24 protein-coding genes are annotated in these 19,767 nt (G+C 58.6%); 4 read left to right on the forward strand and 20 right to left on the reverse strand.

What is annotated here, in order from left to right:
- Positions 1-65: 65 nt before the first annotated feature.
- The 8 genes from modC to IH404_RS14440 form a co-directional block, all read right to left on the reverse strand.
- Positions 66-1,145, reverse strand: coding sequence for a molybdenum ABC transporter ATP-binding protein (gene modC, locus IH404_RS14405; protein ID WP_005788184.1), 1,080 nt, complete (start codon positions 1,143-1,145; stop codon positions 66-68).
- 5 nt (positions 1,146-1,150) lie between these two features.
- Entirely contained in the window at positions 1,151-1,831 is a 681-nt protein-coding gene (modB, locus tag IH404_RS14410) for a molybdate ABC transporter permease subunit (protein ID WP_005788186.1), read from the reverse strand.
- The gene (modA, locus tag IH404_RS14415; protein ID WP_194438160.1) at positions 1,832-2,581 is read right to left on the reverse strand and encodes a molybdate ABC transporter substrate-binding protein; all 750 of its coding nucleotides are present in this window, start codon (positions 2,579-2,581) and stop codon (positions 1,832-1,834) included. It abuts the gene before it with no gap.
- 113 nt (positions 2,582-2,694) lie between these two features.
- Positions 2,695-3,759 (reverse strand): nitronate monooxygenase, encoded by a 1,065-nt coding sequence (locus IH404_RS14420; RefSeq protein ID WP_194438162.1) that lies wholly within the window; start codon positions 3,757-3,759, stop codon positions 2,695-2,697.
- 96 nt (positions 3,760-3,855) lie between these two features.
- On the reverse strand, positions 3,856-4,905 hold the full coding sequence (ada, locus tag IH404_RS14425; protein ID WP_194438165.1) for a bifunctional DNA-binding transcriptional regulator/O6-methylguanine-DNA methyltransferase Ada: 1,050 nt from the start codon (positions 4,903-4,905) through the stop codon (positions 3,856-3,858).
- A gap of 75 nt (positions 4,906-4,980) precedes the next feature.
- On the reverse strand, positions 4,981-5,646 hold the full coding sequence (gene alkB, locus IH404_RS14430) for a DNA oxidative demethylase AlkB (RefSeq protein ID WP_194438167.1): 666 nt from the start codon (positions 5,644-5,646) through the stop codon (positions 4,981-4,983).
- 3 nt (positions 5,647-5,649) lie between these two features.
- Positions 5,650-5,817 carry a hypothetical protein gene (locus IH404_RS14435; protein ID WP_194438169.1) on the reverse strand — a complete coding sequence of 56 codons (168 nt, stop codon included), beginning with the start codon at positions 5,815-5,817 and terminating at the stop codon, positions 5,650-5,652.
- A gap of 25 nt (positions 5,818-5,842) precedes the next feature.
- Positions 5,843-6,145, reverse strand: coding sequence for a DUF1883 domain-containing protein (locus IH404_RS14440; protein WP_003173824.1), 303 nt, complete (start codon positions 6,143-6,145; stop codon positions 5,843-5,845).
- Between the two features lie 213 nt (positions 6,146-6,358).
- On the opposite strand from IH404_RS14440, the gene IH404_RS14445 reads away from it, so the two are divergent.
- A complete protein-coding gene (locus tag IH404_RS14445) occupies positions 6,359-6,709 on the forward strand; it encodes a hypothetical protein (protein ID WP_005788197.1) in 351 nt (116 codons plus the stop codon).
- Positions 6,710-6,873: 164 nt separating this feature from the next.
- Positions 6,874-7,104 (forward strand): hypothetical protein, encoded by a 231-nt coding sequence (locus IH404_RS14450; RefSeq protein ID WP_005788199.1) that lies wholly within the window; start codon positions 6,874-6,876, stop codon positions 7,102-7,104.
- 9 nt (positions 7,105-7,113) lie between these two features.
- On the opposite strand, the gene IH404_RS14455 is transcribed toward IH404_RS14450, so the two are convergent.
- The 11 genes from IH404_RS14455 to IH404_RS14505 form a co-directional block, all read right to left on the reverse strand.
- Positions 7,114-7,395 (reverse strand): hypothetical protein, encoded by a 282-nt coding sequence (locus IH404_RS14455; protein ID WP_005788201.1) that lies wholly within the window; start codon positions 7,393-7,395, stop codon positions 7,114-7,116.
- Between the two features lie 145 nt (positions 7,396-7,540).
- Positions 7,541-8,512, reverse strand: a complete 972-nt coding sequence (locus tag IH404_RS14460) for a fimbrial protein (RefSeq protein WP_005788202.1) — start codon at positions 8,510-8,512, stop codon at positions 7,541-7,543.
- 100 nt (positions 8,513-8,612) lie between these two features.
- Positions 8,613-9,155 carry a fimbrial protein gene (locus tag IH404_RS14465; protein ID WP_194438171.1) on the reverse strand — a complete coding sequence of 181 codons (543 nt, stop codon included), beginning with the start codon at positions 9,153-9,155 and terminating at the stop codon, positions 8,613-8,615.
- 11 nt (positions 9,156-9,166) lie between these two features.
- On the reverse strand, positions 9,167-9,646 hold the full coding sequence (locus IH404_RS14470) for a fimbrial protein (RefSeq protein WP_032803882.1): 480 nt from the start codon (positions 9,644-9,646) through the stop codon (positions 9,167-9,169).
- A gap of 29 nt (positions 9,647-9,675) precedes the next feature.
- Positions 9,676-10,167: a fimbrial protein gene (locus IH404_RS14475; protein WP_032803532.1), complete on the reverse strand. Its 492-nt coding sequence runs from the start codon at positions 10,165-10,167 to the stop codon at positions 9,676-9,678.
- A gap of 10 nt (positions 10,168-10,177) precedes the next feature.
- Entirely contained in the window at positions 10,178-10,759 is a 582-nt protein-coding gene (locus tag IH404_RS14480) for a fimbrial protein (protein WP_005788208.1), read from the reverse strand.
- An 18-nt stretch (positions 10,760-10,777) separates the two neighbouring features.
- Positions 10,778-11,539: a fimbria/pilus periplasmic chaperone gene (locus tag IH404_RS14485; RefSeq protein ID WP_005788210.1), complete on the reverse strand. Its 762-nt coding sequence runs from the start codon at positions 11,537-11,539 to the stop codon at positions 10,778-10,780.
- Positions 11,536-14,145: an outer membrane usher protein gene (locus IH404_RS14490; protein WP_194438173.1), complete on the reverse strand. Its 2,610-nt coding sequence runs from the start codon at positions 14,143-14,145 to the stop codon at positions 11,536-11,538. Before IH404_RS14490 ends, IH404_RS14485 begins: the two co-directional genes overlap by 4 nt.
- Positions 14,146-14,164: 19 nt before the next feature.
- A complete protein-coding gene (locus IH404_RS14495) occupies positions 14,165-14,725 on the reverse strand; it encodes a hypothetical protein (protein ID WP_005788213.1) in 561 nt (186 codons plus the stop codon).
- Positions 14,726-14,776: 51 nt separating this feature from the next.
- A complete protein-coding gene (locus IH404_RS14500; protein ID WP_005788215.1) occupies positions 14,777-15,298 on the reverse strand; it encodes a fimbrial protein in 522 nt (173 codons plus the stop codon).
- Between the two features lie 507 nt (positions 15,299-15,805).
- Complete coding sequence (locus tag IH404_RS14505) at positions 15,806-15,991, reverse strand: hypothetical protein (protein ID WP_005788216.1); 186 nt, start codon at positions 15,989-15,991, stop codon at positions 15,806-15,808.
- A 302-nt stretch (positions 15,992-16,293) separates the two neighbouring features.
- Between IH404_RS14505 and galU the strand changes: the two genes are divergently transcribed.
- Together galU and gorA are read left to right on the forward strand one after the other, a co-directional pair.
- Positions 16,294-17,133 carry a UTP--glucose-1-phosphate uridylyltransferase GalU gene (galU, locus tag IH404_RS14510; protein WP_003173830.1) on the forward strand — a complete coding sequence of 280 codons (840 nt, stop codon included), beginning with the start codon at positions 16,294-16,296 and terminating at the stop codon, positions 17,131-17,133.
- A gap of 105 nt (positions 17,134-17,238) precedes the next feature.
- On the forward strand, positions 17,239-18,597 hold the full coding sequence (gorA, locus tag IH404_RS14515) for a glutathione-disulfide reductase (RefSeq protein ID WP_005788220.1): 1,359 nt from the start codon (positions 17,239-17,241) through the stop codon (positions 18,595-18,597).
- Here gorA and IH404_RS14520 read toward each other — a convergent pair whose 3' ends face one another.
- The gene (locus tag IH404_RS14520; RefSeq protein ID WP_005788222.1) at positions 18,598-19,605 is read right to left on the reverse strand and encodes a DNA-binding protein; all 1,008 of its coding nucleotides are present in this window, start codon (positions 19,603-19,605) and stop codon (positions 18,598-18,600) included.
- Positions 19,606-19,767 lie beyond the last annotated feature (162 nt).

Genomic DNA, 19,767 nt, shown 5'->3' on the forward strand with positions numbered 1-19,767 from the left:
TCCTTGGCAACAAATCAGGCCGGTATGTCTGATTGACCGCAGCGTTTTGCGGTCGTGCCAATTGCTTAAGCCAGCACCGCCACCGCCTTGATTTGCGCCCACAGCACCTGGCCCGGATGCAGTTGCAGCTGGTCGCGGGAGAAACGTGTGATACGTGCCAGCAATGGTGTGCCGCCGGCATCCAGGCGTACCAGAACATGGGCGCTGTTATCCGCCCCCATGTCCTGGATGACCGTTACGGGCAAACGATTGAGGATGCTGCTGTGTTCGTCCGCTTGCAGGTTGAGGCTCACATCCCGTGCCTGGATCTTGACCCGCAACGGTTTACCCACCGCCACCGGCGCATGGGCCACGCGAATCTGCAATCGGCAGTCAGGCAGTTGCAGGGTGAGCAACTGATAGTGCGCGTCGTAGGCAATGACGCTGCCGGCGATCACCACGCCGGCATCGTCGCCCAGGGCCAGGGGCAAATCGAGACGCGCCAGGGTTTCGCCGATGGGGCCGCTGGCCAGGGCCTTGCCGTCGCTGAGCAGGACGATATGGTCGGCCAGCCGGGCGACTTCGTCCTGGGCATGGCTGACGTAGAGCACCGGGATATCCAGCTCGTCGTGCAGGCGTTCCAGGTAGGGCAATATTTCGCTTTTGCGCTGGCTGTCCAAGGCCGCCAGCGGTTCATCCATCAATAACAACTTGGGGCTGGTGAGCAAGGCGCGGGCGATGCCGATGCGCTGGCGCTCGCCGCCGGACAAGTGTTGCGGGTGACGCTCAAGCAAGTGCCCGATGCCCAACAGCTCGGTGGCCTGAGCCATGTCCACACGCCGTTGCGGGCGTGGAATACGCTTGAGACCGAATTCCAGATTGGCGCGCACCGACAGGTGAGCAAACAGGCTTGCCTCTTGGAATACATACCCCAAGGCGCGTTTATGCGGTGGTACGAACAGCCCGTTGCGGCTGTCTTGCCAGACCTCATCATTGATCTGTACAAAACCCTCCTCGGCGCGCTCCAAACCGGCTATACACCGCAGGCAAGTGGTCTTGCCGGAGCCGGACTGCCCATATAACGCGGTCACCCCACGCCCCGGCAATTGCAGGTCCACGTCCAGCGCGAAGGCGGAATATTTCAAGTTCAGACGTATATCAATCATCGCGATCAGCTCCAGCCCATCCTGGTTTTACGGCTGGAATAGAGCGCCAGCAATACGAGGAACGCGAACACCACCATGGCGCCGGCCAACCAATGGGCCTGGGCATATTCCATGGCTTCGACGTGGTCGTATATTTGCACCGAGACTACTCGGGTCTTGTCCGGGATATTGCCGCCGATCATCAACACCACGCCGAACTCGCCGACGGTATGGGCAAAGCCGAGGATCGACGCGGTGATAAAACCCGGGCGTGCCAGGGGCAGGATCACTGTAAAAAACGTGTCCCACGGATTGGCGCGCAAGGTCGCGGCTACTTCCAATGGGCGTGTGCCGATGGCGGAAAAGGCGTTCTGCAACGGCTGCACCACGAACGGCATGGAATAGATCACCGAGCCGATCACCAGCCCGGCGAAACTGAATGTAAGCGTGCCCAGGCCCAGCCATTGGGTGAACTGGCCGAAGTAACCGTTGGGGCCCATGGTCAACAGCAAGTAGAAACCGATGACCGTTGGCGGCAGCACCAACGGTAATGCGACCACTGCACCGACGGGGCCGCGCCACCATGAGGTGGTGCGCGACAGCCACAGGGCTATCGGAGTGCCGATGATCAACAGGATCACAGTCGTCAGTGACGCCAGTTTGATGGTCAACCAGATCGCGGAAAAATCAGCACTCGACAGGGGCATTTACAGCTCGTAGCCGTAGGATTTGATAATGGCAGCGGCTTTCGGGCCTTTCAGGTACTCAACCAGCGCCTTGGCAGCGGCGCTGTCCTTGCCTTTGTTGAGGATCACGGCGTCCTGTTTGATCGGGTCATGCATCGATGCCGGAACAATCCACGCCGAACCGCTGGTGACTTTGCCGTCTTTATAGATCTGCGACAAGGCGACAAAGCCCAGCTCGGCATTCCCGGTGGATACGAACTGATAGGCCTGGGTGATGTTCTGGCCCTCGACGAGCTTGTCCTTGACCGCGTCGGTCAAGCCTTGCTTGGCCAGCACCTGGGTGGCCGCCAGCCCGTAGGGCGCGGCTTTGGGGTTGGCGATGGACAGGTGCTTGAATTGATTGTGCTTGAGCACTTCACCTTTGGCGTCCACGTAGCCTGCTGTTGCCGACCACAGCGCAAGGGTGCCGACCGCGTAGGTAAAGCGCGACCCCTTGACCGTCTGGCCTTCGCTTTCGAGCTTCTGCGGGGTAGTGTCATCGGCGCTGAGGAACACCTCGAACGGCGCGCCGTTCTTGATCTGGGTGTAGAACTGCCCGGTAGCACCGTAAGCCGCGACCAGTTTATGGCCAGTGTCTTTCTCGAAGTCGACGGCAATTGCCTGGATCGGCGCGGTGAAGTTGGCGGCCACGGCCACCTGCACTTCATCGGCATGGGCCGAACCCAGCACGAACACGGCAAGCAGGGGGGCCAGGCGCGAGATACGGTTCATCGTGAAGCGACTCCTTGGGCTGTACGGGGCGTTCAGGTAGAAGGCTCTACCGCTATGTATGGGAATATATAGCGGTTGGCCATTGCCGGTACAGTGCAAAGTTGCCGCTGATGTCAGTGGCGCGCGAGTCGGGTCAACGCCTGCTCGGACAATTGACGCGTCAGGTCATAAGTGGACAAGTCTTTGCCAAGCCCCAGTGCCTGGCCCGCCCACAGGTTGCTGAAGCCTGCTTCATCCTTGGCCTTAAGCGGCATTAGCGCGCCACCGGCTTTGGGGAATGCCGGGGCGCTCGGGTTGATCGGGCCGAGTTCCCGCATCACGCGGTTGACGATGCCCCGCGCCGGGCGGCCAGTGAAGAGGTTGGTCAGTGCCGTTTCACTGGCCTGGGCATGGCGCAGCGCGTGGTGGTGCGAGGCGGTGATGCTGGCTTCGGGCGTGAACAGGTACGCCGTGCCAATCTGGACTGCCGAGGCGCCCAGGGCAAGGGCCGCGACGATGCCACGCGCATCACCGATGCCGCCTGCGGCAATCACCGGTACGCTGACTGCGTCGACCACTTGCGGCACCAGTGCCATCAACCCGATCTGGCTGTTCAGGTCATCGCTGAGGAATAGGCCACGGTGCCCACCGGCTTCAATGCCCATGGCAATAATTGCGTCGCAGCCGTGTTTTTCCAGCCAGATCGCTTCCTCAACGGTGGTGGCCGAGGACAGCACTTTGGCGCCCGTGGCTTTTACCCGATCGAGCAAGGACTTTTCCGGCAGGCCAAAATGAAAGCTCACGACTTCCGGGCGCAGTTGTTCCACCAACTGGCACGCCGCGTCGTCGAACGGTGCGCGATTGGACACGGGGGTGGGCGCATCAAAATCGGCACCAAGTTCGTGATAGTAGGGTTGCAGCACATCCTTCCAATGGCGGTCACGCTCTTCATCAGCTACAGGCGGCTGATGGCAGAAGAAGTTCAGATTCAACGGCCGTGTACTGGCCTGGCGGATGACAGTGACCGCTTCACGCAGTTGCTCGATACTCAGCGCTGCGGCAGGCATGGAACCCAGCGCCCCGGCGCGTTGGGCAGCGATGACCATGGCGGTGGTCGTCGCGCCGGCCATTGGCGCCTGGATGATCGGCACGTCGATGCCCAGCAGGTCGAGAATTCGGGTGTCTGGCCAGGTGCTCATGGGATGCGTCTCCAGCGTTAGTAGGGCATTTCGCTGTTTTAGCAGGGCCGTTGGCGCCGGGCCACTCTGTTTTATTCACTGGACGAGTAGGGCGTTTTATGAAGGCGGGGTTTCGCGCTTCAGCAACTCACGTTTGCGTTCCACCCCCCAGCGGTACCCCGAAAGCTCACCATTGCTGCGCACCACACGATGACAGGGAATCGCCACCGCCAGGTGGTTGGCACCACAGGCCTGGGCCACGGCGCGAAAGGCGGTGGGCGCGCCGATGTGCTCGGCTATCTGGGCATAGCTGGCGGTACTTCCTACCGGGATTTCGCGCAATGCCTGCCATACCCGTTCCTGAAAGGCAGTGCCGCGCAGGTCCAGAGGCAGATCCAGGCCCAGGGCAGGGGCTTCGACAAAGCCCACCACCTGGGCGACCAGTTGTTCGAAATCCTGATCCGCGCCAACCAACTCGGCCTTGGGAAACTGATCTTGTAGATCGTGCACCAGCTTATCCGGATCATCCCCGAGCAAAATCGCACACACGCCACGCTGACTCTGCGCCACCAGAATTGCGCCCAGCGAGCATTGGCCGACGGCAAAGCGAATGGTGTTATTGACGCCTCCGCCTTTGTAGTCCTTGGGTTTCATGCCGAGTAGCTGGTCAGCCGCTTCATAAAAACGGCTGTTGGCGTTAAAGCCTGCGTCATACAGGGCGTCTGTCACCGACTGCTGCCCCTTGAGGCCATCGCGGACCTTGCGTGAGCGCAGGGCGCTGGCGTAGCGCTTGGGGGTCAAGCCGGTGCCGGCTTTGAACACACGATGGAAGTGGAACGGGCTCAACCCGGCCTGGCCTGCCAGTACATCCAGGCTCGGGGGCGTTTCAGCCTGTTCGATCAGCCGGCAGGCGTCGGCGACTAACTGCGCATGGTAAGCCGCCAGTTGCGTCTGATCGCCCGCAGCGCGTTTGCTGGCACGATAACCCGCGGCTTCGGCCTGGGCCGGTGTGTCGAAGAACTCGATATTCTCAGGGCGTGGCAAACGCGAAGCACTGCTGGGGCGGCAATATACGCCCGTGGTTTTCACGCCGTAGACAAACAGGGTATCTGCCTTGGCATCGCGGGCAATGATGGCGGCCCAGCGCGGATCGTGTTCGTTGTTCATGGCCTGCACTCCAGACGGTTCAGGGGCAGATTAAGCGGGTCGCCCACCGGTAAAACTCCGAAGCTTGCGGTCAAATTAGCCGGCGGTGCGAAAGGTCAGGTTGATGCGTTGCGCGCCCATGACCGGATGCTCGCCGGCCTTGATCGGCATCACCCCATGAAAGCGCAGGCGATCAACCCCGCCCCACACCAGCACATCGCCATGGAACAGCGAGACTTTTTGCGTTTTGTCACTGCGCTCATGGCCGCCGAACAGGAAAATCGCCGGCAGGCCAAGGGACACCGAGACCACCGGCGCGCTGTAGCTGCGCTCGTTCTTGTCCTGGTGCAGGGACATCTTTGCCCCTGGCACGTAACGGTTGATCAGGCAGGCGTCAGGCAGAAAGTCGCGGAAGCCGGCCTCGGTTGCCGCCGCCATGGCCAGTTGGCGCAACGCATCCGGCATGGCCGGCCAGGGTTGCTGGTTGCGCGGGTCGAGTGGGCTGTAGCGGTAGCCGCGGGTATCGGTGGTCCAGCCCAGTGCGCCGCAACTGCTCAGCGCTGCCGACATGGTAAAGCCACCGGGCGTGACCATTTGCCGAAAGGGGGACTGGGCCAGCACGCGCCGCAACTCAGGTAGCAACCGCTCAATCCAGGGCAGGGCATAGCCCCTTAGAACGTAGGATTCTTCACCGATCTGCTCGCGCCCGGCAGGTTGTTGCAGGGCAGCATCGGCGAACAAATCGGCAGTAGGGCCCGGCATGACTTACAGCGCCTTGCTCACGGTGATGTCGGTAATCACGTCGCTGGCATCGTGAATTTTCGCCAGGGCTTGCTTGGCTTCTGCGACGCTGTTGGCGGTCAACTGGGCAAATTCGAAGCGGCGTTCGCCGTTGAGCTTGTACTTGATGACGTATTTGGTCGTATGGGTCACTGCTTTTTTCCTGTCAGTTGCTGGTTCAGCTCAGCTTGGTGCTGGTGCGACGAACGATGCGGATCTTGTGGGACAGCGCTGGCTTGCGGGTCACGCTGATGGCGCGACGGGTGACCACATCAAGGGTGATGTTCCAGAAGCCGGTGCTGGGTGCAGTGATCTTGGCCGGGAATTTATCGAATGCACCGCCGTGGTAGGTATGGCGCCCGCCATTTTTGAAGCTGCGAAAGTTCGCATCGCTCATCAAGCGGATGTTGCAGGTCTGTGAACATTCGATAACGACAATGTCTCCCTCGTTGAGGTGCTCACGCTGGTGAATGAATTTCATGCGGGTGTCTCCAGAAGGGCTTTTTCTGAAAAATCAGAACGATACGTAGGTTAAGATGGAGTTTATCAGCCCCAGCGCGTTTATTATCGGGCCGTCGTCGACGACTTCGACAATTAAAAACAGTTATTTACCGTGTTATCAGAGATAAATCCTACGTTGCTGGGAGAAATTTACCATCCCCGCTGTCGTAGGGTCTTTATCGGAGGTTTTTGTATGAAGTGGAGTGTGTTGGTGCTGGCCTTGGCAATTGCTGGGTGTGCTTCGGTTGCAGATATCAAGCAGACCCCGCCAACGTTGGTGGTCATCTCAGGGAAGAAACCGCAGGAATATGCGGCGTGTGTTGTGCGCAAACTGGAGGCGACCCGTCGGCCGCCGCAGATCGAACCCCATAAAGACGGTATCCAGGTCATCGTGCCGCAGAAGTTTTCGGCGGACCCTTCTGCGATCTTCGAAATCGAAGACCGCTCCAGTGGTAGCAGCATCAAGCTCTATGAAAGCATGTCCAACGTGCCGATCCGGCCGGGCGACGTGAAGAAAGCCGGGGAAGAGTGCATTTCCGGCTGAGGCCGAGGCTCATCCTGAGCTACGAACCCGATAAAAAGTCCAACACCGCGCAGGCGCGGTATGCATCCAGGGCAGGGCATCCGTTAAACTGCCGGGCATTCACTACAAAGATGCCGCTCCAATCTTGGGATTGAGCGGCATTTGTTCTTTCTGGAAAGCCTGTTATGAAACGAGAAATCGTCAAAGCCCGCCACGCCGAAGGTCAGATTGCAGCGACCCATGTCATCCAGAACCCCGCCGACTTGGGCGAGTGGATCGTGTTCTTCAAGAAAAGCGGCGGTCGCAGCTACTTCCTGGTAGACGATCAGGATGAGGTCGAGTCATTCCCGCGGCTGGATGACCTGATTGAAATATTGCGTGGCCTTGGGATCAAGTTCGCCGAAGTGCATCTATAGCGCAACGGCTTACTTGCACACGACCACCACACTGCGACCTTTAAAGTTGCCCACGTCCTGGCCCAGGGTCTTGTCGCTTTCCTTGAGGGCTGGGGTGCCATTGGTGCCGACGATGCGGTAACCGGTGCCGGCACAGGAGGCGTCGGCTTTCTCGTAGCAACTGGCCCATGAGTTGGCCTCGCCCGAGCAGTCGATGGTCAAGCCTTGCTCGCCATTTTTCAGCAGGGTGTCTGAAGTGGTGGTGCAACCGGCCAGTGCCAGTACTGCGGTCAGTGCCAGGATTTTGTTCATAGAAGTCATCATCGAGAAGAAGTGGAGGGCGCTGACACTGTCGTGGGGCGTTGGCGCGGATTATAGCGAACTGCCACCTGGTGCGCAGTCCCAGATACAAGATCTTCGACTGCTCACTCCAGAGTGCCTCAGCCTCGCACCTGTATCATGGCACGCCCATCACGAGCACTCCGCTGCCGCTTGTGGCCCCGGGGGTGGGGAGGGATCCCGCGCGCCGAGCCAGGGAAAACGTCACGTCATCGCCGCCCACGCTGTTGGTAATCCGGGTCAGGAACGAGCCATTGACTGGCACTGCGGATCCGCCTCGTACAAGGGCAGTACCCACATTCGGATTGGTCATCATCAGGAGCCGATTATCGAACGACGACGGTATCCCTTTGTAGGTAATGGTGATGGGCGTGGTAATGCCGCCATCCGGGCAGGAATAGGTGAGCCTGCGGTTGACGCGGATGGCGCTCGTGAGGGGGTCGCTGCCGATCGCCCGCTGATTGACGTCACCAAAGTTGATCTCGATCGGGTTGTTATTGTTGATGGTGCAGGTTGACGGTGAGATGGAGAAGTTGTTGGCAGCGGTATAAGTCAGTGCGAGCGCCGTACCGTAGGCGTTGTAATTGTTTGTCTGGTAGAGACGCAAGACCCCTAGGGTGTCTCCGATTCGAATGTCGATAGGGTTTGTCGGATTGTTGCGTATCAAAATATACGGGGTTACGTTGATCGGAACTCCCAGGCTGTTATTGGGCATTGTTGACACACGAATACCATAGGGGACCGGGGTGTTCTGGAATGTCCCGTTTATCCGTAGGCCCGTACCCTGGTTGACGAACTTTGGCCCAGGCGTCCAGGGGGCACCGGCTTGTACACCGGTTGACCAGTAGTCCGTGAGATGAGGCGGGAAACCGGGGTAAGGCGTGAATCGGCATTCCAGGTTCGCCCCCTCAAGAAGAATGCGGGTGGCATCCGAGCCTAGGCGTACGTCTACCGGGACCTGCAAATTCAGGGTTCCGCCGATGTCTATTTGTATCCACGGCCCGCCGTTCACACGGCATTGAGCTGCTTTCACATTCATGGTGATACCAAGCAGTGCAAGAAACACAATGGCGCCATGTAGTCGTTTCATTTTGATCTCTCGTTGATTCTTTGTCCGAGCTCTACCCCGGCGAGCGTTCAGCCCGCCTGTCAACGCGAGCTCGGATAAAGTGGGGATTTGCCAGGCAGGTTTACGGATAGTCCAGCGTGAACGTGGACGTCACTGTGTAGGCACCATGTCCGATGGTCTGGTCCTGGATAGCCCGTGGCTCGCCCTGCACATAGGCCTTGAGCTCGATCACATTATTGCCATCGCTCAACACCTGCCTGTCGCTGACGGTATTAAGTGGCAGGGGGTTGTTAGCCGGCGTCTCCAGGCCCACCGCAATGCCGGAGGCGCCGCTGCCGCCATCGAGCGCGAGCAATCCGGGGAGCTCGGGGTTTTCCCTGCCGCCGAACGTGATCGTGACTGTGTTGCCAACCGTGGTGTCGCAGTCCTCCAGGTGCAGCTTGAAAACCTTTCCGAGTGAGCGGGTGTTGAGGTAGAGGTACTTGCTGGTCAGGTCCCAGAGTTCCAGGGTAATGGCTTCGTCGCCGGGACGAATCGTGCAGGCTTCTTCAACCAGATTGCCTCTGAAACTCAGGTTGTCCGCTGCGTTACCTTCGGCGATCAAGCCCAGGCTCAGTACCAGCGCGGCACAGGCCCAGACCGGGTGGATGCGTTTATATCCCATGGACTCAACTCCTACTGGTATTCGGCCAACAACGTGGCCACCGCGGTAAACCGGGCGGGTGTCAGGGTTGCGCCAGGTTGTTTGACCGGAACCACTTCCAATACCGGTGGCGACGACAGGCTGATTTCCAGCGGGGAGTTCAGGACAAATGGCTGGTTGTTCTGGAAAACCCGGATACCCAGTGCCGGTACGCTGGTCTGTACCGCCGAACTGTCAAACGTTGTCGCGGTACCGTTGACGCTCAACTTAAGCTCCCAAGGCAGCGTGTCGGTGCCACAGTTGATGGTGTAGCCGACGCTCTGGCGGTATTTCACTCCATCGACGCGCTTTACGCCGACATCGCCAAAATCCACTTCAATGGTATTGCCGGCGTCGATGGTGCAGGGCGGGGGCTCGTTCAGTGTTCCGCTGAAGGTCAGGTTGGCCGACACGCCGCTGCAAAGGCTGATGGCGCACAAGGCGAGCAATGCTTTCTGCGGCCAAAAGGTCATGGATCGTTTCTCTTCATGGGTAATCGACTTCATTGGTAATCCACCACCAGAGTGGCGGTCGCATCGAAGGCCCCGCCTGTCAACGTACTGCCGACGCGCTTGACCGGTACCGCCTGAACCACCGGTAAATTGGGATAGGTAAAGTTCACCGCCGTGTTCAAAGGCCAGTCAGTGCCATTGACGAACAGCTTCACCCCAAGGTCTGGTTTGCGGGTCACGAGCACACGACTGTCAAACGCAGCCCCGGTGCCCTTGAGTTCCAGTGTCAGCGCGTTGCTGTACGGCGCATTACAGGTAACGGTGTAGGGCACACCACGGCGGTAGTTGATTCCGTCGATCCTTGAGGTCAGCAGGTCATTGCCGAATGGCACATCAAGCGTACTGCCGCTGTTGATGACGCACGGCGGCGGCGCAATGATCACCGCACGGATGGTCAGGCTGGTCTCGGCCAAAACCGCCTCGCTGACGGCCCACATCAGGGCGCCTATAAACACGGCCCACGAGCCGTTTGACTTCGCCATTTTTCTGCCCTTACTCATAATTGAGCCTGAAATCCACCACGGCCCGGAATGCCCCGCTGGTCAACGGCGCGGAGGTGCGTGTGGGCCGAACGTTCCAGGTCTGGGTGGCGCCACCCAGGGGCAGGAACAAAGGTTCTCCCCGCTGCCCCAGGTTTACATCCCGGCCACGCACATCCGTTAATTGCAGGCCCATCCCGGTAATGCCTTGCACTTTGACCAGGCGTGGATCATCGGCATCGGCCGGAGCGAGGAACGCGACCGACAGCACCGGTTGAAAGGCACTCCACGTCAGATTGCCTGTGCGTTCACTGCGGATGCTGCCGGCGGTGCGGTGGCAATCGGTGAAGCGCAACTGGAATGCCACTGACCTTGCCTGATCGCCAGGACGACGCAGTTCGCTGGTGGAGACGTCGCCCAAGTCAATGGTTTGATGCACCGACGTCATCTCCAGGTTGCAGGGGGTTTCATGCATTGATCCGGAGATATTCAGTCGTCCGCTCATGCCTTCTATATCGTCTCCATCCTGGGCCTGCGCGCTCCCGACAAGGGCCAGTAGCAGGCCGCCCAAGACCTTCACATAGTGCGATTTCATGGCTGACTCCGGTCGGTATTACTGTGTGAGCGGGGCTGCTTGCAGGTTCACCTTGCACGTCTCGCCACTGCAGGTGAACGCCAGCAGCGGCCGCCCGCCGTAGTCATTCACGTAGGCCAGATAAGGCGATGTTCCGAGGGCCTTGGCGGTCGGGCCCAGGGTCAGCGAGCTTTTGGGTGGCACCATCAGCGGTTCGAAACCTGACACGGTCTTGCCATCCTTGGTGCTGCGTGCATCCACCAGGGTCACGAAATACGGCGTTGGGTTGTTCACCTGGTAATGTTCGCCCTGCCGTGAAAGGGTCAGCTTTTCCTGCCAGGGGTTGGACAGATCTTGCTGGGTCGGTGTGATGGCTTGCGGTCGATAGAACAATTTGATCCGGGTTTGCAGCGCGATTTGCAGCGTGTTGGCCTTGTCGCTGCGCGGCGGAATTTCCCGCAGGTTGAAGTAGTAGACCGTCTCCCGATCCTGCGGCAAGGATTTGGCCGCGGGCAGGGCCTGGACCTTTACCTGGCTTTGTTTGCCGGGCTCCACACGCTGCACCGGTGGCAGCACGATCAAGGGCGCGGTGATTTTCTGACCCTGTTCATCCTCAATCCATCCTTGGGCCAGGTACGGCAACTGCGTGTTGTTGTTGGTGATATTCACGCTGGTGGCGTCCTTGCCTCCGTCAAAGATCACGCGTGTACGGTCCAGGGCAATCGCGGCGTGGGCGCTTTGGCTCAGGCTGAAGGCCAGCAATGCGATGGACGAGAGGGTGAGGCGTGTATTGAGCATCATGAGGATGTGTTCTCCGTGGCGGTGTGCTGGCCGGTCAGCTCGGACGGCGCGGGCGAGGTTTGATCAGTGGCTACCATTCGGCAATCCAGTTGCAGGGCATGGGTCAAGCCATCAGCCGGCAAATCCAAAGGCAGCGTAAGAATGCAGCGCGAACTTTCTCCCCAGGTGACGAACATCTGCTCACCCGCCTGGATACCGCTGAGGTACACACTGCCGCCATCATTCACAATGCCGGTGTCCTGCTGCTTGGCGTTCTTAACCATTGCGCCGAAGGGCGGTGTACTGCCATCCGGCAGGCGCAGTACCGCCATGGCTTTCTCACCGGAAATCACTTCCAGGGATCGGTAGCCGATGGCACCTTCGGTGAGCGTCACTTGCGTGACAGATTGTGTGGCTTCGACGTTTTTCGGCAGGCGCTCCAGATCCACGCTGGCCGCCGTACGCTGGTAGCTGCTCAAATCGGAAATCACTGCTTTACCAAAGGCGTTGCTGCGCGTCGGCGTGCCGTAACCGCGCACTGGCACATCGGCTACACCGCCGGTATCGACCATCAGACGCGTGCCGCCCATGCTGCTGGTTCGATGCAGTGCTGCGCCGTGGGGCGTGAGGGTGCCGCCACCGCGGGCCGACATGCTCAGGCTGGTGTTGCCCTGTTGACGGCTGGCGGCCAGCGTCAAGTCAGCCTGATCACCCATGTGGCTCAGGTAACCGCTGGCGGAATTGTCACTTGCACTGAGCTGGTAGTTGTTGCGTTCATCCAGGCGATCGCTGTAGCGCGTTGAAAAGCCGCTCTTGCCTGCAGTTCTATTTGCGTCCAGCGATAACGTGCCACTGCGTCCCAGCGGCAGGCTGACCGTCAGCGCCATGCCGTTATCCTTATAGTTGTAGTCCTGGGTGCGATAGACATTCAGGGACAGGCTCAGATTCTTGACGGTGCCGACATTGAAGTAGCGAGACACCGACAAGTTCCAACGCTGGCTGGACGGCCGCGACCAGTAAGTTTGTTTGTTGTAACTGGCGTACACCGTGGCACCCAGGTCGCGAAACTGTTTGTTGATCGTGGCGGTATACAGCGCCTTACTGCCCCCTATAGGTTTGAATTCGCCAGCGTATTGACCCAACTCGTCGTATTTTCCGCGCCCTGCGAGTTCGCCGTTCATTCCATAATGACGAGCATCCAGGTATTCGCTCATGCTTAAGAAGTTCTTATCGGAAAACCGATAACCTGCGAAGGTTATTTGGCTGTCGTATTGTTCGAAGTTCTTGGAGTATTGCAGGCGATAGGACTTACCCGAGAGGGTCTGATTCCACACGTTCGCATGGGACTGGGTCACATCCAGGGATAATGCTCCTAACACCAGCAAGTCACGACCTGCACCGACAGTGGCCGCATGGTAGTTGTTATCGGTAATGGCGCCGCCGAACAACGACCAGCCGTTGCTGATCCCCCAGGAGAATTCGCCGGTGCCGAAAAAGTCACCGTCAGCCCCGTATTGAAGATCGGAAGGCCGTCCGGTCGCGAGTTTGTAGCGGATTTGCCCGGGGCGCGTCAGGTAAGGAACACCGGCGGTGTTGAGCTTGAAGGTTTGCACCGAGCCGTCCTGCTCTTCCACACGCACATCCAGCGTACCCGTGACGGCGTCGTTGAGGTCCTGAATGCGAAAGGGGCCGGCCGCCACCAGGGCTTCATACAGCACGCGGCCTTGCTGGCTGACGACGACCCTGGCGTTTGTCTTGGCAACCCCGACAACCTCCGGCGCATAGCCGCGCAAGTTCGGTGGCAGTTGGCTTTCGTCCGAATTCAGCGCGGCACCGGTAAAACGGAAGCTGTCGAACAGGTCCGAGTAAAGGTAGTTCTCGCCGACCACCAATCGGGCCTTCAGCGAAGGAATGGCACGGTAAGCGTAGTAGCGGCTCCACTCCAGCTTCTGCTCCCCGGCGGATCGGTCCCTCGCGCTGTCGACGCGTCCCTGCCAATCGGCACGCAGGCGCCAGGCCCCGGCATTGGCCCCCAGGGTTCCGTTACCGCTCAGGTGATTGCGTGTACTTTGGTTTTTCTGGGCGTTGGACTGTGCCGTCAGGTTGTAGTCAACCAGTAATCCTGGCACTCCCTCATCCCAGCGCGCGGGTGGATCCCAGTTGAGGGCGCTGTATTCAAGGTAGGCATGGGGCAGGTTGATGTTCAGCGTGGAGGTGGCCAGGTCAGCACTCACCTCTGTGCCTGGCAGGCCTTGGGTATCCAGGCACTCGCCGTTTTTCCACGCGATGAGTTTGGTAGCATCCGACGCCTTCAGCCCCAACAGTTCCACCAGGCCAGGGGACAAGCATGCCTGGCTGCCCTTGGGATCATGCTCGGGAGGGTAGAAAGCCACCGTTTGCTCGGAAACAGGCTGGCCATTGATCTGCACAAGCATCGTGTAGGTGCCGGGCAGAATGAAACCGCTACGGGCGAAGCGGGACAAATCAATATTGGTGCGATCATTCAAATCAAGCACGTCGGTATTGAATTCGATATCCCCGGCGCCCAACGCGGTTCCGGCCAGCGACATCAGCCCGCCTACCAGGCTGGGGCGAAGCGTATTTTTGATCTTCGACGTATTCAGCATGAAAGCAACCCATCAATGTTCAAAAGTATTCCAACCTGAACCGCACTGCGACCCGGTGAGCCCCCGGTGCCAGTGGCAGCCCGTTGCCGACCAGCCGAAGCGTGTAGTGCAGTGTCATGTCACCTTCAGCCAGGGGGTGCGGAGCCATGGGCTCGCCCGGCACACTCTCTTGGCCAGCCGAATCCCAGATATGAAAGGCAGCCCCCTGTGAGTCTCCAAAGGCGGCAAAGGAGCGGCCGTCCCTGTCGCGAGGGCCGTCGAAGGTCACCCGCAGATGCTCCCAATCAGGCAGCGTGGCCCCGGGCCGCGATGGGTCCGGGCGCGTCAAGGAGCAATTGACCAGGCGTAATTCGAAGGGGTGTGGCTCGCCCAATGCATTGCGCAATAGCCTGCCTATGGGCTCGGGTGTCATCTCGATGGACTGATCGGCACTGACCAGTTCCAGCCCGCATGCGGAGTCGACGATCACGCCACCCAGCGTGACAATGCCTTCGCCCTGAGCAGGTGGCTGGGCGAAACTCCAAGGACTGATGAACATCGTCAACGAGGAGGTGACTACGAGATTCAAGAATGTTTTCACCGGTATCTCCCACCCGTCCCCCCGTCACCCTCAGGTGGCGGGGGGAACAACTTACTGATAGGCCAAGGTGAAGTTGGTGACGGCGCTGAAATCACCGGGGACGATGTCGCCGGTAGCCGCGCCTTGAACGTAGGCACCGAATTCCAGGGTGTTATCACCCGTGGAAATGGCTTGCGGGGTTGTCGCGACGCCCAGCTCAACGGGTTTGCCGCCGTGGGTCATCATGATGCCGATGAGGCCTGCACCACCGACGGTACCGATTGCACCTGGGACATCGTTTGAGGGGGCGGCAGTGAAGGTGGTGGTTACCGTGTTATCGGTAAGGTTCGTCAGGTCGCAGCCCTCCAGTTCGATTTTCACGCTTCGGGCTTCCGACTTGCCGCCGGCCTGCAATTGATGCTTTGCGATGGCGCCGAGGTTAACGGTCTGGTCGATGGATTCAGGCTTAATGGAGCAAGCACCCGAGTGGACCGATCCGAGGAAGGTGACTGTTCCATCTGCGGCATGAGCTCCTGAGATCGAGCCGGCGAACAGCCCAAGGGTAAACAGCGCAGTTTTAAACTTAGTTTTCATTTGCAGACGCCCACATAAAAATGTCATTGAAAAGTCCCGCCGCTATTGGGTCTGGGACTGACGGTTTCACCGCAAAAGTGGCGCCCGGTAAATCCCGATGTCGTCAGCCGAGTCGGCCTTCTGATAATCAGGTTTTCCAATTAATTGCATTGCAATCAGGCGGCACGTTTGAGGCGGAAATGATTGTGTGGCTTTGCACTGTTGAAGTAAGTCGGCGCATTCGTTTAGTGATGTAGCCGTAACGTGTAGTGATATATAGGAAGGATATGGCAATTTGCCAAAAGTTTTATTTTGACTGTAAGAGTTGGACTACATGCCGCCAAATGAGAATGCTTTAGTTGGGGTTTTGGATGTAAGAATGGGATTACGCGAATTGAAAAACAATAGTCGTTTACCAGGCGAAACAACTAAGTGTCGGGGGCGCAGAGGTCGCAGGGCGCCGACAAAAACAGACGTCCACAAAAAAGCCCCGTCGACCGGGGCTTTTTTGTGGCGGTGTGGCGAGGCTTACTTGTTTTTCGGACGCTTGCTCGACGCGTGGCCTGCTTCATCCACAAACACCTCGGCTACTGCAATGGCTTGGCTTTCGGTCGCGAATGCTCCAGCAACGCTGTCGCCGTGAAAATTGATCAAGTGCCAGCCGTCTGCACGCTGGGTGATCAGGTAGCCGTTTACACCTTTGGGTTCTGACATCTATTGGGAATCTCATGGTCTGGTACAAGGCGCCCATGATACCGCCAAAAGCCTGGGGTAGCGCGCACGTTGTTGCAGGTCCGTGCTGGCAGGCGAAAAGCGTGCTAAAACAATTGCAGATGTTATAAGCAGGGTGCGTTCTGCCTGACCGTTGATGAAGCCCTTTGCAGGATCAGCGGAACTTACTGCGCCATTTTTTCTCTATGATGACATCGCAACGCCAGCAGGAGCCATTGTAAGGTGACTGCGGCCTGATTAGACTGCGCCGAATTCCGTACGCACAGCCCTTTGTAAGGACTCATATGATCAAGAAATGCTTGTTCCCAGCAGCCGGTTACGGCACTCGCTTCTTGCCAGCGACCAAAGCCATGCCCAAAGAGATGCTGCCGGTGGTGAACAAGCCACTGATTCAGTACGGCGTGGAAGAAGCCCTGGATGCCGGCCTGAACGAGATCTCCATCGTTACCGGCCGCGGCAAACGCGCCCTGGAAGACCACTTCGACATCAGCTATGAGCTGGAAAACCAGATCAAAGGCACCGACAAGGAAAAATACCTGGTCGGTATTCGCAAACTGCTTGACGAGTGCTCGTTCTCCTACACCCGTCAGACTCAGATGAAAGGCCTCGGCCACGCTATCCTTACCGGTCGCCCGCTGATCGGTGACGAACCGTTTGCCGTGGTTCTGGCGGATGACCTGTGTGTGAACCTGGAAGGTGATGGTGTGCTGACCCAGATGGTCAAGCTCTACCAGAAATACCGCTGCACCATCGTTGCGGTGATGGAAGTCAACCCAACCGAAACCAACAAGTACGGTGTTATCGCCGGCGACGATATTGGCGATGGCTTGATCCGCGTGCGTGACATGGTCGAGAAGCCAGCGCCGGAAGATGCTCCGTCGAACCTGGCGATCATCGGTCGTTACATCCTCACCCCGGACATCTTCAAACTGATCGAAGAAACCGAGCCGGGCAAGGGTGGCGAAATCCAGATCACCGATGCGCTGTTGAAGCAAGCCAAAGACGGTTGCGTAATTGCCTACAAGTTCAAAGGGCAGCGTTTTGACTGCGGTGGCGCCGAAGGCTACATCGAAGCAACCAACTTCTGCTACGAGCACTTCTACAAGACTGGCAAGGCCTACTGATTTACACTTGCCGCACTGTTTCAAGAGAAAGCCACCTTCGGGTGGCTTTTTCGTTTTTCAGCCCCATGTAAGTCGGTATGCTGGTGTTCTGCCGAGGAGAGTGAAATGGCCTACGATTTTGATCTGTATGTAATTGGCGCCGGTTCCGGCGGTGTTCGTGCGGCGCGCTTTGCCGCAGGCTTCGGTGCCAAGGTGGCTGTTGCGGAAAGCCGCTATCTGGGCGGCACCTGTGTGAACGTCGGCTGCGTGCCGAAAAAGCTGTTGGTGTACGGCGCGCATTTTGCCGAAGACTTCGAGCAAGCCAGTGGCTTTGGTTGGTCATTGGGCGAAGCGAACTTTGACTGGGCAACCCTGATTGCCAACAAGGATCGCGAGATCAACCGTCTTAATGGCATCTATCGCAACCTGCTGGTCAACAGCGGGGTGACCCTGCATGAAGGTCATGCGCGTCTGGTAGATGCGCATCAGGTAGAGATCAACGGCGAGCGCTTTACTGCCAGGTACATCCTGATCGCTACCGGCGGCTGGCCGCAGATCCCGGAAATTCCAGGGCGTGAACACGCGATCGGTTCCAATGAGGCGTTCTTTCTTAAAGAGCTACCCAAGCGCGTACTGGTGGTGGGTGGTGGTTACATTGCAGTGGAATTCGCCGGAATTTTCCATGGTTTGGGTGCCAACACCACCTTGCTGTATCGTGGCGACCTGTTCTTGCGCGGCTTCGACGGTTCGGTGCGCACCCATCTGAAGGAAGAACTGACCAAGCGCGGGCTGGACCTGCAGTTCAATGCCGATATCGAGCGTATCGACAAGCAAGCCGATGGCAGCCTCAAGGCCACCTTGAAAGATGGCCGCGTGCTGGAAGCCGACTGTGTGTTCTATGCCACCGGCCGCCGCCCGATGCTGGACAACCTGGGGCTGGAAAATACCGGCGTGAAGTTGGACGAGCGCGGCTTCGTTGAGGTGGACGATCTTTACCAGACCGCCGAACCATCGATCCTGGCCATTGGCGATGTGATTGGTCGGGTGCAACTGACGCCGGTTGCTCTGGCTGAAGGCATGGCTGTGGCGCGGCGCCTGTTCAAGCCGGAGCAGTACCGTGCGGTGGATTACGCCAACATCGCAACGGCGGTGTTCAGCCTGCCGAATATCGGCACCGTCGGGCTGACGGAAGAAGACGCGCGCAAGCAAGGCCACAAGGTGCAGATCTTTGAAAGCCGTTTCCGGCCGATGAAGCTGACCTTGACCGACTGCCAGGAAAAGACCCTGATGAAACTGGTGGTCGATGCCGACACCGACAAGGTCTTGGGCTGCCATATGGTCGGTCCGGATGCAGGCGAAATCGTGCAGGGGCTGGCGATCGCGCTCAAGGCGGGCGCGACCAAACAGCATTTTGACGAGACCATCGGCGTGCACCCGACGGCGGCCGAAGAGTTCGTCACCATGCGCACGCCTGTGGCCGATTGATCAGGATGGTTGTGCTGTTTCTGGCGCCGTTGCAACGGCGGCGGCCAGGCGCAGCGCGTCGATGCTGGCCTGGGCCTTGATCAGGTCCAGTTCCAGTGCCTTGTTGCGCTGCTGATTTTCAAGTAGCGCCTCCTGGCGTGCCTGACTGTCCAGTGCTGCAACCCGCAGGCGCTCCTGAAGCAGGGCGCGCTCGCTGTCGATCTTGCTCAGATGCTCGTTGAGCTTGAGTTGTGCGGCCTGATCTTTGCGGCTCTGATCCTGCAATGCGTTCAGTTCCTTGGTGGTTACTCGCTGCTCAATCAGCAGGCGTTCATTATCGCGATGCAGTTGGGTGATTTCATCCTGGCGTACGAGTGCGCTTTGCTGAGCCTGACGCAATTCGGCTTGAATCTGCTGCAGCTGGCCTTCATGGCGACGCTGCTCTTGCTCGCGCTGTTCTTTTATCGCGTTGCGGTAATGCTCAAGCGCGTCGCGTGCGTGCAGGTGTTTCTCTTCCAGTGAGCGAATCTGCTCGTCTTTGTCGTTGATCCGCAACTCGTAATCACTGCACGCCTGGCTCAACCCGGCGTTACGGGTTTGCTCGGCTTGCAGGCTGGTGCTGGTGGTTTGCAGCGCAGCGCTTTCTTCCGCCAGGGCTGCGGCCTGGATATCAAATTGCTGCTTGAGCTGAGTGTGTGCCTCTTCAAGCGCCTCAACCTGGGCGAGCAGGGCGGTTTTCTGCTGTTCGAATTGCGCCAGCGCCAAGTCAATCGGCTCCTGAGCCTTCTCTTTCAAGCGCTGGGCCAGGCGTGCGACCAGCTCGCCGAGCTCGTCGTCAATCGGCGCCTCGGTAATGGTCAGCCGGGTTTCACTTTCGTCCAACTCTTTCAAATAGCGATGAATGGTGGTTTTCGAGCCGGTATTACCCATCTCGATCCGTACTGCGTCGATGCTGGGGTTTTCACCGCGGGCAAGGATTGCCAGGCGTGCCGTCTGAACTACTGCTTTGTTTATGCCGCCGCGAGCCATGGAGTCTCCGTCGATTTAGTACTGTGGTACATGGTATGTATATACGTACTATAACACGTATAAAAACTCGTTGAGATTCATGATTTAAGAGATGGGATATTGGCGTATTATCCCGTGTCATAACGGTTTTAACCGCCACTTCCCCTGACAGCAGTACGAAAC

This window comes from Pseudomonas sp. OST1909 (assembly GCF_015277575.1).
GTDB classification, from domain to species: Bacteria; Pseudomonadota; Gammaproteobacteria; order Pseudomonadales; family Pseudomonadaceae; genus Aquipseudomonas; species Aquipseudomonas synxantha_A.